This window comes from Cupriavidus sp. JZ107 (genome assembly GCF_053903255.1).
The window spans coordinates 669,217-681,251 of record NZ_CP096481.1 but is presented as its reverse complement, the minus strand read 5'-3'; the positions used below and the strand labels follow the sequence as shown (position 1 = coordinate 681,251).

The 12,035-nt window shown below is 69.2% G+C and carries 11 protein-coding genes; 2 read left to right on the top strand and 9 right to left on the bottom strand.

Going from position 1 to position 12,035, the window contains the following annotated elements:
• Positions 1-62 precede the first annotated feature (62 nt).
• Positions 63-719 (top strand): oxygen-insensitive NAD(P)H nitroreductase, encoded by a 657-nt coding sequence (gene nfsB, locus M1D55_RS12695; RefSeq protein WP_064576489.1) that lies wholly within the window; start codon positions 63-65, stop codon positions 717-719.
• Positions 720-895: 176 nt separating this feature from the next.
• The gene (gene loiP, locus M1D55_RS12690) at positions 896-1,660 is read left to right on the top strand and encodes a metalloprotease LoiP (protein ID WP_064576490.1); all 765 of its coding nucleotides are present in this window, start codon (positions 896-898) and stop codon (positions 1,658-1,660) included.
• Positions 1,661-1,741: 81 nt separating this feature from the next.
• Here the strand turns inward: loiP and hutG are convergent, their stop codons facing one another.
• The 9 genes from hutG to M1D55_RS12645 all read right to left on the bottom strand — a co-directional run bounded on the left by hutG (position 1,742) and on the right by M1D55_RS12645 (position 12,035).
• Complete coding sequence (gene hutG / locus M1D55_RS12685; RefSeq protein WP_064576491.1) at positions 1,742-2,557, bottom strand: N-formylglutamate deformylase; 816 nt, start codon at positions 2,555-2,557, stop codon at positions 1,742-1,744.
• 121 nt (positions 2,558-2,678) lie between these two features.
• Positions 2,679-4,070 carry a formimidoylglutamate deiminase gene (locus M1D55_RS12680; protein ID WP_456282310.1) on the bottom strand — a complete coding sequence of 464 codons (1,392 nt, stop codon included), beginning with the start codon at positions 4,068-4,070 and terminating at the stop codon, positions 2,679-2,681.
• On the bottom strand, positions 4,067-5,347 hold the full coding sequence (gene hutI, locus M1D55_RS12675; protein ID WP_456282309.1) for an imidazolonepropionase: 1,281 nt from the start codon (positions 5,345-5,347) through the stop codon (positions 4,067-4,069). Before hutI ends, M1D55_RS12680 begins: the two co-directional genes overlap by 4 nt.
• Complete coding sequence (locus M1D55_RS12670) at positions 5,344-6,000, bottom strand: HutD/Ves family protein (RefSeq protein WP_456282308.1); 657 nt, start codon at positions 5,998-6,000, stop codon at positions 5,344-5,346. Before M1D55_RS12670 ends, hutI begins: the two co-directional genes overlap by 4 nt.
• Positions 5,997-7,697, bottom strand: a complete 1,701-nt coding sequence (gene hutU, locus M1D55_RS12665; protein ID WP_006579074.1) for a urocanate hydratase — start codon at positions 7,695-7,697, stop codon at positions 5,997-5,999. Before hutU ends, M1D55_RS12670 begins: the two co-directional genes overlap by 4 nt.
• Positions 7,698-7,782: 85 nt before the next feature.
• The gene (gene hutH / locus M1D55_RS12660; RefSeq protein ID WP_456282307.1) at positions 7,783-9,372 is read right to left on the bottom strand and encodes a histidine ammonia-lyase; all 1,590 of its coding nucleotides are present in this window, start codon (positions 9,370-9,372) and stop codon (positions 7,783-7,785) included.
• Positions 9,373-9,488: 116 nt separating this feature from the next.
• The gene (hutC, locus tag M1D55_RS12655) at positions 9,489-10,286 is read right to left on the bottom strand and encodes a histidine utilization repressor (RefSeq protein WP_006579256.1); all 798 of its coding nucleotides are present in this window, start codon (positions 10,284-10,286) and stop codon (positions 9,489-9,491) included.
• An 88-nt stretch (positions 10,287-10,374) separates the two neighbouring features.
• The gene (locus tag M1D55_RS12650; RefSeq protein WP_006579257.1) at positions 10,375-11,154 is read right to left on the bottom strand and encodes an ABC transporter ATP-binding protein; all 780 of its coding nucleotides are present in this window, start codon (positions 11,152-11,154) and stop codon (positions 10,375-10,377) included.
• A complete protein-coding gene (locus tag M1D55_RS12645) occupies positions 11,151-12,035 on the bottom strand; it encodes an ABC transporter permease (protein WP_052511253.1) in 885 nt (294 codons plus the stop codon). Before M1D55_RS12645 ends, M1D55_RS12650 begins: the two co-directional genes overlap by 4 nt.

The following is a 12,035-nucleotide window of genomic DNA, read 5'->3' as shown; positions in this document are numbered from 1 at the left end:
CACCGGCGCCTCCTCATCCCGACAACAGACACACACGACATACCAATATCAAGAGCATGCCCATGTCCCTCTCCGATCTCGCCCGCACCCGCTATACCACCAAGGCATTCGATCCTGCCGGCAAGGTATCCGACAGCGATCTGCAGGAGCTGATCACGCTGCTGCGCTACAGCCCCTCGTCCGTCAACTCGCAGCCGTGGCACTTCGTGGTCGCGGGCAGCGCCGCGGCGAAGGCGCGCATCGCCAAGGCCGGCGCGCAAGGGCCTTACGCCTACAACGCGCCGAAGATCGAGAACGCGTCGCACGTGATCGTGCTGTGCGCGCGCACTGGCCTGCCGGACGCGCAGCTGGACGTCATCCTCGACCAGGAGGAGCGCGACGGCCGCTTCCAGACGCCCGAGGCGCGCGGGAACCAGCGCAAGACCCGGCAAGGCTTCGTCGATCTGCATCGCTATACGCAAAAGGACCTGCAGCACTGGATGGAGAAGCAGGTCTATCTGGCGCTCGGCACGCTGCTGCTGGGCGCCGCCACGCTGGGCATCGACGCGACGCCGATGGAAGGATTCGACGCAGGCGCGCTCGACGACGAACTGAACCTGCGCGATGCCGGGTACACCAGCGTGGTGCTGGTCGGCCTTGGCTATCGCGCGGACAGCGACTTCAATGCGGCGCTGCCGAAGTCCCGTTTGCCGGCGGAGACCGTGGTTCGGTACCTGTAACGCCATGGGGTCATGCCGCCGACATGCCGCCAAAATGCCGTACGCGGCGACATGACGCCCCATTGCCGAGACGAGTGATCTTCGCGACGTCGGACATCGCCTGCTACCGGGTCGCGGCTGCGCTGCGTATGCTGCTGGATTCTCCAGCATCAAGAGGATCCGCCATGACCCCAGCCATGCCACGCCGCACCGCCTTGCGCGTCAAGGCCCCCCTGCTCGCGACCCTCGCGGCCGCCCTGCTCGCCGGATGCGCCGGCGCCGACATGCAGGGCCTGACGCAGGCGGGCGGCAGCCTGTTCACCGCCGCGACGCTGTCCGACGCCAATATCAAGACGCTGTCGGACCAGTCGTGCGCCGAGATGGACAAGAAGAACAAGATCGCCGCGCCGACGAGCACCTATGGGCAGCGCCTGACCAAGATCATGGCGGGCCTGCAGAACACCGGCCTGCCGCTCGACGCCAAGGTCTACGAGACCAAGGAAGTGAATGCCTGGGCGATGGCCAACGGCTGCGTGCGGATCTACAGCGGGCTGATGGACATGATGACCGATGACGAAGTGCGCGGCGTGGTCGGGCACGAGATCGGCCACGTGGCGCTCGGCCATACCAAGGCGGCGATGCAGGTGGCCTACGCGACCGCTGCCGCGCGCGGCGTGCTGGGCGCCGCGGGCAGCGCGACGCTCAATGCGCTGTCGTCGTCGCAGTTGGGCGAGCTGGCCGAGACGCTGGTCAACTCGCAGTTCTCGCAGCGGCAGGAAACCGCGGCGGACGACTATTCCTTCGATCTGCTGACGAAGAACAAGTCCAATCGGGAGGCGCTGGTGACCGCCTTCCGCAAGATGGCTGCGCTCGACGGCGGGCAATCGAGCATGCTGAGCACGCACCCCGGTTCGCTGCAGCGCGCCCAGCATATCGAGGAGCGGCTGCGCAGCGGGAAATGACGTTGGCGCGAGAACAGAGACGGCATGCGCCGTCTCTGTTTGCCGATGCCAGCACGCCATCGGCACGCCATCAGCGCGCCATCAACGCGCCTCGACGAAGGCCAGCACGGCCTCGAGCATCCGCCGCAGCGTCGGCTGCAGCTTGCCCGCCAGCGCTTCGTCGTAGTCGAACGGATATTGCTCACTCATATAGGTGCATTGCGACAGCTCGAGCTGGATCGCATGCACGCCCTGCGCGGGCTGCCCGTACTGGCGGGTGATATAGCCGCCCTTGAAGCGTCCGTTCAGCACCGACGTATAGCCCTGCGCTTCGCCGGCGATCTTCGCGACCTGGTCGGCCAGCGCCGCATCGCAGCTGGCGCCGTTGGCGGTGCCCAGATTGAAGTCGGGCAGCTTGCCGTCGAAGAAGCGCGGCAGCACCGAGCGGATCGAATGCGCGTCCCACAGCGCGATCGTGCCGTGCTCCGCGCGCAGCCGCGCCAGTTCGCCGGCCAGCGCATCGTGATAGGGACGCCAGACCGCGTCACGGCGCGCGAAAATCTCGGTTTCGTCGGGACCCACGCCGTTCGCATACAGCGGCGTCTTGTCGAAGGTATCGACCGGACAGAGCCCGGTGGTGTCCTGGCCCGGATACAGGTTGGCGTTGTCGGGCGGGCGGTTCAGGTCGACCACATAGCGCGAGTGCGTCGCCATCAGGACCGACGCGCCAAGCTCGCGCGCGAAGCCATAGAGCCGGTCCATGTGCCAGTCGGTATCCGGCACAGTGCGCGCCTCATCGGTCAGCCGGTCGGCGACCGACGGCGGCAGATAGGTGCCCACATGGGGCATCGAGATCAGCAGCGGACGCGTGCCGCGCTGCAGCGTGAAGGCCGGGGTATCGGTGGAGAAGGAAGTCATATTGCTGCTACGAGTGGCATCGCCGCCGGCCGCGAGCCGGTGCGGCGTTGCCGGTGGCGAGATCAGAGTTCGTCTGGAATGCGGTCCGCGGCCGCGGCATAGTCGCCATCGACGGTCACCGTCATGGCGCCAGCAGGCTGGCACGCGCGCTGGCGAAGGCCGCGCCCGCTTCGGCCTGCAAGGCATGGACGCCGCGCTGCACGCGGCGGCGTCCCGCGCTGCGAACTTCCGCTAGTGTCTCATGTCCGTGATTGGCGAACACGTGGACGGCCAGCGCCTGCTCGCCGCGCAGGCCGGCCAGCGTCGGATGATTGCCGTCCAGCACGACGAAGTCCGCCTGCTGTCCGGCCGCCAGCCCGCCCACCGCACGTCCCGCCGCCCGCGCACCGCCGGCCGCCGCATCGAGATAGAGCCGATCGGCCACCTGCGGATGGCGGCTCGAGGCAAGCACGTTGCGCTTCTGCAGCGCGAGCCGCTGCCCGTATTCGAACAGCCGCAGCTCCTCGCTGACGCTGACGCTCGCATGGCTGTCCGAGCCGATGCCCCATGCGCCGCCCTGCTCCAGATAGGGCGCGGCATCGAACACGCCATCGCCGAGATTGGCTTCGGTGGTCGGACAGATGCCGGCCACCGCGCCGCTGTTCGCCAGGCGCCGGCGCTCGTCCCAGTCCAGATGGGTCGCATGCACCAGGCACCAGCGCGCGTCGACCGGTGCATGGTCCAGCAGCCAGTCCACCGGCCGCGTGCCGCACCACGCCAGGCATTCGTCGACCTCGCGTTGCTGCTCGGCGATATGGATGTGCACCGGCGCGGTCGGGTCCATCGCATGCAGCCCGGCCACCGCGGCACGCAGGCTGTCGGGCGGCACCGCGCGCAGCGAGTGTGGCGCGAGACCAAGCCGCGCCGCTCCCGTGCAAGCCGGTGCCAGCCGCTGCAACAGCGCCAGCATCGCGTCGGTCTCGTGCAGGAAGCGGCGTTGTTCGGCCAGCGGCGGCTTGGGGCCGAAGCCCGCGCTCTGGTACAGCACCGGCAGCAGCGTGATGCCGATGCCCGCGCGCTCCGCGGCGCGCAGCAGGCGCAGCGACATCTCGGCCGGATCGGCGTACGGCGTGCCGTCGGCCTGGTGATGGACATAGTGGAATTCGCAGACGCTGGTATAGCCGGCGCGCAGCATCTCGATATAGAGCTGCGTGGCGATCGCCTCCAGCGTCTCGGGCGCCAGCCGCAGCGCAAAGCGGTACATCAGCTCGCGCCAGCTCCAGAACGAATCGTCGGCGGCCGAGCGGAACTCGGTCAGGCCGGCAAAGCCGCGCTGGAAGGCGTGCGAATGCAGATTGGTCATGCCGGGCAGCACCGGCCCTGCGGCGCGCGGCGTGTCGGCGGCCGGCGCGGCGTTGGGCGTCACGGCGGTCAGCTTGCCGTCGGCGTCCCAGCTCAGCAGCACGTTGCTGGCCCAGCCATCGGGCAGCAGCGCCTCGGCGGCGAACAGCGTTCGATCGGGGACTGGGCTCATCTCGACACTCCTGCGGGTCCGGCGAACACGCGCCCCTGGCGCACCACGGCGGCCAGCGGATTGCGGCCGAACCAGTAGGCCAGCTCGGCCGGCGAATCGACGCGCCACAGCGCAAAATCCGCGCCGCGTCCCGGTGCCAGCAGGCCATGCCGATCGCTGGCGCCGAGCGCGCGCGCGGCGTGCGTGGTGACGCCGGCGAGCACCTCGGGCACCGTCATGCGGAACAGCGTGCAGGCCATATTGAGCATCAGCAGCAGCGAGGTCACCGGCGACGTGCCGGGGTTATGGTCGGTCGACAGCGCGATCGGCACGCCGTACTGGCGCAGCAGCGCGATCGGCGGCAGATGCGTGTCGCGCAGGAAATAGTAGGCGCCGGGCAGCAGCACGGCGACGGTCCCCGCCTCGGCCATCGCCGCGACGCCAGCCTCGTCCAGATGTTCCAGATGGTCGGCCGACAAGGCGCCATAGCGGGCCGCCAGCGCGGCGCCGCCGAGATTGCTCAGCTGTTCGGCATGCAGCTTGACCGGCAGCCCATGCCGGTGCGCGGCCTCGAACACGCGCTCGGTCTGCGCCGGCGAGAAGCCGATGCCCTCGCAGAAGGCGTCGACCGCATCGACCAGTCCTTCCTGCGCCAGCGCCGGCAGCATCGTGTCGCAGACCAGCGCGATGTAGTCGTCGGCGCGATTGGCGTATTCGGGCGGCAGGGCATGCGCGCCGAGGAAGGTCGTATGCACCGCCACGCCGAACGCCTGGCCGAGCCGCCGCGCGACGCGCAACTGCTTGCGCTCGGTGGCGAGGTCCAGTCCATAGCCCGACTTGATCTCGATCGCGGTGACGCCCTCGGCCAGCAGCGGCGCCAGCCGCGTCGCGGCCTGCGCGAACAGCGCATCTTCGCCGGCGGCGCGCGTGGCACGCACGGTGGAGACGATGCCGCCGCCGGCCCGGGCGATGTCCTCGTAGCTGGCGCCGGCGAGCCGCATCGCGAATTCGTCGGCGCGCTGGCCGCCATAGACCAGATGCGTGTGGCAATCGATCAGGCCCGGCGTGATCCACGCGCCGTTGGCATCGTGGTGCGGCAGGCTGCGGTAGGCCTCGGGCAACTCGGCCTGCTTGCCGAGCCAAGCAATACGACCCTGCTCGACGACCAGCGCGGCATCGCGGATGGCGTTGGCCGGGTCGGCATCCGGCAGCAGATGGCAGCGATGCCAGACGCCGTCGGCCGACGGCGCACGCGATACGCCGGCATCGACAGCGAATTCTTCAGCGGACTGCGTCATGACTGGATTTCCCTATCGGAGGATGGCTGCGTCGATTGCAGCCTGACGACGAGGCAGCGGGCGCCCTGATCTTCGGGCAGCCAGCGGAAGGCGCTGCCGGGTGGCAGCAACAAGCCGCTGCCCACCGCCAGCACATCGGCGCCGGCGCTTCGCGCGTGATCGCTTCGCCAGCGGCCGGCCAGCACATAGAGCACGACGGTCGTATCCGCCTGGACCTCGGCGCTGTCGATGGCCGCGCCGGTGCACTGCACACGCGCGCGGCAGCGGCCGCGCCGCGTCATCACATTGAAGTCGCGCGTCGGTCCGCCCAGCAGCGTGGCATCGACGGCCGCTTCGCCGGCAAAGGCGAACGGCTCGCCGACCGCCACCAGACGATGATCGAAGCTGCCATCGCGCGCTTGCAGGCGCACGCCGGCGCCATCGAGCAGCACGATCTGGCGGTCGATGCCGGGGAACGCCGAGAACGGGCCATCGGCCGCGATATCGGCGATGCTCAGGCGCCAGTCGAACGCGTCGAGCCCGGCGGCGGGCGGCCACGCGGCGATCTCGCGCGTGGTACCGCCGCCGTTCTTCCACGGCATCGGCGTCAGTTCGGCCAGCGCAAAGCGCCGTGGCCGCCCCGGTTGCGGTGGTTGCGACGGCGTCGCGCTCATCCGCGGTTGACCATCGGCAGGTTCAGGCCCTTCTCGCGCGCGCAGTCGATCGCGATGTCGTAGCCCGCGTCGGCGTGGCGCATCACGCCGGTGGCGGGGTCGTTCCACAGCACGCGCTCGATGCGGCGGGCGGCGGCATCGGTGCCGTCGCAGACGATCACCACGCCGCTATGCTGCGAGAAGCCCATGCCGACGCCGCCGCCGTGGTGCAGGCTGACCCAGGTCGCACCGCCCGCGGTATTGAGCAGCGCGTTGAGCAGCGGCCAGTCGGAGACGGCATCCGAGCCGTCCTTCATCGCCTCGGTCTCGCGGTTGGGCGAGGCCACCGAGCCGCAGTCCAGATGGTCGCGGCCGATCACCACCGGCGCCTTCAGCTCGCCGGACTTGACCATCTCGTTGAAGGCCAGGCCCGCGCGATGGCGCTCGTCCAGGCCGACCCAGCAGATGCGCGCCGGCAGGCCCTGGAAGGCGATGCGCTCGCGCGCCATGTCGAGCCAGCGGTGCAGGTGCTTGTCCTCGGGGAACAGCTCCTTCATCTTGGCGTCGGTCTTGTAAATGTCCTCCGGATCGCCGGACAGCGCGACCCAGCGGAACGGGCCCTTGCCGCGGCAGAACAGCGGACGGATATAGGCCGGCACGAAGCCCGGGAAGTCGAAGGCGTTCTTGACGCCCTCGTCGAAGGCGACCTGGCGGATGTTGTTGCCGTAGTCCAGCGTCGGCACGCCCATCTGCTGGAAGGCGAGCATCGCCTTGACGTGCTCGACGATCGACGGGCGCGCCGCGGCTTCCACCGCCTTCGGATCGGCCTTGCGCGCGGCTTCCCATTGCTCGACGGTCCAGCCGGCCGGCAGATAGCCGTTGACGAGGTCGTGCGCCGAGGTCTGGTCTGTGACGATGTCCGGACGCATGCCGCCTGCCTGCGCGCGCTTGACCAGCTCGGGCACGATCTCGGCGGCATTGCCGAGCAGGCCGACCGAGATCGCCTGCTTGCTGGCGGTGGCCTCGGCGATCATCGCCAGCGCCTCGTCCAGCGTGGTGGCCTTCTTGTCCAGATAGCGCGTACGGATGCGGAAATCGATGCGCGACTCCTGGCATTCGATCGCCAGCACGCAGGCGCCTGCCAGCACGCCGGCCAGCGGCTGCGCGCCGCCCATGCCGCCCAGGCCCGCGGTCAGGATCCACTTGCCGGACAGGTCGCCGCCGTAGTGCTGGCGGCCCGCCTCGACAAAGGTCTCATAGGTGCCCTGCACGATGCCTTGCGTGCCGATGTAGATCCACGAGCCGGCGGTCATCTGGCCGTACATCATCAGGCCGGCGCGATCGAGCTCGTTGAACTTGTCCCAGTTGGCCCAGTGGGGCACCAGGTTCGAGTTGGCGATCAGCACGCGCGGCGCATCGGCATGCGTGCGGAACACGCCGACCGGCTTGCCGGACTGCACCAGCAGCGATTCGTCCTCGCCGAGGCGGCGCAGGCTGTCGAGGATCGCGTCGAAGCATTCCCAGTTGCGCGCGGCCTTGCCGATGCCGCCGTAGACCACCAGGTCCTGCGGACGTTCGGCGACGTCCGGGTCCAGGTTGTTCTGGATCATGCGATAGGCGGCTTCGATCAGCCAGTTCTTGCAGTGCAGCTCGGTGCCGCGCGGCGCGCGGATTTCGCGCTGGCCGCGGGCGAGGAATTGCTGTTCGTTGGCGTTCATGTTCGGTTCTCCTGCTTTGCTGGTGTCTCGTTCGGTGGTGTTTCGTTCGGTGGTGTCGGGCGGCCTCGGTTTGCGGGCGCCTGCGTCAGCCCGCTTCGCCCTGCGCCGGCAGCACGGCACGCACCGCCTGCGGCCAGCCCGCGCCCGCGTCGCCCTGCAGCACCCATTGCTTCATCGCCTCGATATCGGGCGCCAGATAGCGGTCGACCTCGACGAAATCGACGCGCTCGCGGATGCGGGCCAGTTCGGTCTCGATCAGCGGCGAGGACTTCAGCGGCCGGTGGAATTCGATGCCTTGCGCGGCTGCCATCGCCTCGATGCCGACCACGACGGCGGTGTTCTCCGCCATGTCGCCGAGCCGGCGCGCGCCGTAGGTCGCCATCGACACGTGGTCCTCCTGGTTGGCGGAGGTCGGCAGGCTGTCGACGCTGGACGGATGGGCCAGCGACTTGTTCTCGGAGGCCAGCGCGGCGGCGGTGACCTGCGCGATCATGAAGCCCGAATGCAGGCCGCCGTCGCGCACCAGGAACGGCGGCAGGCCCGACAGGCCGGTGTCGAGCAGCAGCGCCAGGCGCCGCTCGGAAATCGCGCCGATCTCGGCCAGCGCCAGCGCGATGATGTCGGCGGCGAACGCCACCGGCTCGGCGTGGAAGTTGCCGCCGGACACCACGTCGCCCTGCTCGGAAAACACCAGCGGGTTGTCCGACGCGGCATTGGCCTCGATCTGCAGCACGCGCGCCGCGTGGCGCAGGTTGTCCAGGCAGGCGCCCATCACCTGCGGCTGGCAGCGGATCGAATACGGGTCCTGCACGCGGCCGCACTCGCGGTGCGAGTCGACGATCTCGCTGCCCGCCAGCAGCTCGCGCACCGCGCCGGCGACCGCGATCTGGCCGGCCTGGCCGCGCGCGGCGTGGATGCGGGCGTCGAACGGCTTGACCGAGCCCTTGATCGCCTCGAGCGACAGCGCGCCCGCCACCAGGCCCGCAGCGAACGCGTCTTCGGCGGCGAACAGGCCCGCCAGTGCCAGCGCCGTCGATACCTGGGTGCCGTTCAGCAGCGCCAGTCCTTCCTTCGGCCCGAGCTCGAACGGCTTCAGGCCGGCATGCGCCAGCGCCTCGACCGCCGGCAGGCGGCGGCCATCGACGATGGCCTCGCCGACGCCGATCAGCGTGCACGACAGATGCGCCAGCGGCGCGAGGTCGCCCGAGGCGCCCACCGAGCCCTTGGCCGGAATGCACGGCGTGACGCCGTGGTTGGCCAGCGCCAGCAGCGCCTCGATCAGTTCCGGACGCACGCCCGAATGGCCGCGCGCCAGGCTGACCGCCTTGGTCGCGAGGATCAGGCGCACCGTATCGGCGGGCAGATCGCGGCCGGTACCGACGCTGTGCGACAGCACCAGGTTGCGCTGCAGCTCGGCCAGCTTGTCGTGCGGGATGCGCGTGTTGGCCAGTTTGCCGAAGCCGGTGTTGATGCCGTAGACGACCGCGTCGGTGTCGACGATCTGCTGCACGGTGGCCTGGGCGGCGCGCACGTCGGCCCAGGCGGAATCCGCCATCGCGAGCCGAACCTCGCCGCGGTAGATGCGGCGCAGTTCGGCGAGGGAGACCTCGCCGGGATGCAGGGTCAGCGTGGATTGCGCCCGGGTCGATTGGGAAGCGGAGTGTGGCGTTGTCATTGTATGGTCCTGTCTATACAGCTTGGTATGGCTTAAATCAGATTAGGTCGAATCGAGATCGAAGTCAGGTTCGGCAGCGTACGGTGGAAAGCGTCACCCGGCCGCAAGGCCCGGCGCTAGCCGAACGCCGGATTGCCATCGGCACGGAAACGGCTGCCGAGCCGATAGCGATTGCCCGGATGCAGGCAGCGCACGAAGGTCACCGGCGTGCCGGCGGTCCAGGTGCGCCGCGTCAGCAGCAGGCAGGGTTGGGTCACCGGCATCTCCAGCTGGCTGGCCTGCTCGGGTGTCGCCGCGACCGCGTCGACCACGTGCTCGACCTGGTCGTACGGCACATGCCGCAGCAGATATTCGCCCGGCTTGACGCCGCTGAAGTCCTGGTTGATGAAATCGGGCGCCACGCGCGGATTGACGTAGCGGTCCTCCAGCTGCACCGGCACGCCGTCCTCGCGATGCACGCACACCGAATGGAAGACCGACTCGCCGGTGCGCAGGTCCAGCGCCGCCGCGACCTCGATCGAGGCCGAGGCGCGCTCGACCAGGATCACGTCGCAGGCGTAGTCGTGCCCGCGCATGCGGATCTCGTCCTGCAGATTGACGACCGACAGCAGCGTCGACTGCGGCTTGTGTTCGGCGACGAAGGTGCCGACCCCCGCCACGCGCACCACCCTGCCCTGCTCGGCCAGCTCGCGCAGCGCGCGGTTGACCGTCATCCGCGACACGGCGAAGCGGTTGACCAGCTCCTGCTCGGACGGCACGCGATCGCCCGGCTGCCAGGCACCGCTCTGGATCTGGCGCGCGATGTACTCCTTGACCTGCTGGTACAGCGCGGTCGGCGTGGCATCAGGCGACGGGCGGTGGCCGTTGGCGTCGGGGCGGGTGGCGGGGCGGCGGGTGCCGGCTTCTACGGTCATGGTCAGTGGTTGCGTGGGTCGACGCGCGCGTCGGCGGGCGTGTCGGTGGGCGTGTCGGTGCGCGGGCGGGTGGACATCATGGGCCGGCTCAATGCTCGGCCGAGGCCATCGCCTCGGCACGGATCTCTTCGGTCAGCCGCGCCTTCAACGCCGAGAACTCCGGCGACGTCTTGATCGTGTAGTGCCGCGGATGGGCGAAGTCGACGGCGATTTCGGTCTTGATCCGTCCGGGCCGCGCAGAGAATACCGCAACCCGGTTGGCCATGAAGATCGCCTCGTCGATATCGTGCGTGACAAACAACACCGTCTTGCGCGCGCTTTCCCAGATGCCGAGCAGCAGCTCCTGCATCAGCACGCGGGTCTGGTTGTCCAGCGCGCCGAACGGTTCGTCGAGCAGCAGGATCTTCGGATCGTTGGCCAGCGCCCGCGCAATCGCGGTGCGCTGCTGCATGCCGCCCGACAGCTGCTTCGGATAGTGATGCTCGAAGCCGCGCAGGCCCACGCGGGCGATGAAGAAATCGCTGCGCTCGCGCTGCTCCGCCACGCTCATGCCGCGCTCGCGCAGGCCGAAGCGGACGTTCTGCTCGATCGTCAGCCACGGGAACAGCGTATAGGACTGGAACACCATGCCGCGGTCGGCGCCGGGTCCGGTGACCGGCTCGCCGTCGAGCAGCACGCGGCCAGAGGTCGGCGAGTCGAGGCCGGCGACGATGCGCAGCAACGTCGATTTGCCGCAACCCGAAGGCCCGAGGATGGTGACGAAGTCGTTCTCGCGGACCTCGAAGTCCACCGGCAGCAAGGCCTGGGTCTGGCCGCCGCGCGGATTGACGAAGGTGCGCGACACCTGCTGGATCGACAGCGCGCTCATTGAATGGTGCTCCACGGAAACAGCCGCTGGTTGGCGAGCTTGAACAGCAGGTCCGAGACGAGGCCGATGCAGCCGATCACGATGATGCCGAAGATGATCTGCCCGGTATTGAGCAGCGCCTGGCTGTCGGTGATCATGTGGCCGATGCCGGACGACGAGCCGATCAGCTCGGCGACGATCACATAGGTCCAGGCCCAGCCGAGCACCAGCCGCAGGATTTCGGCGATGCCGGGCGCGGCGCCGGGAATCAGCACGCGCTTGACGATGCCGGCGCTGTTGGCGCCGAGCGTATAGGCCGCCTCGACCAGGTCGCGGCGCGCGCCGCCCACGGTGACGGCCACCATCAGCACGATCTGGAAGAACGAGCCGATGAAGATCACCAGCAGCTTCTGCGTCTCGCCAATGCCAGCCCACAGGATCAGCAGCGGAATGAAGGCCGAGGCCGGCAGGTAGCGGCAGAACGAGACGAAGGGCTCGAAGAAGGCTTCGGCCGCCTTGTAGGCGCCCATCAGGATGCCCAGCGGCACCGCCAGCACGGCGGCCAGCACGAAGCCGCCCAGCACGCGCCAGACGGTCATGCCGATGTCGCCGAGAAAGCCATACTCGGTAAACAGCAGCCACGCCTCGCGCGCCATCGTCATCGGATCGGCGAGGAAGGTCGGCGGCACGAGGCCGCCCAGCGTCACCGCGCCCCAGACGGCGAAGAACAGCACGAAGAAGCCCAGGCCCAGCACCCAGCGGGTGCGCGGCGAGACCGGGGTCAGCGGCGTCAGCCACGGATGGGTCCGGCGCGCACGCGGCGCGGCCGGCATCGTCCTGGCGGGCGCCGGGCTGTCGGGCGCGACGGCCCGCAGCGAATCGGCGTGCAACGGTTGTGTCAT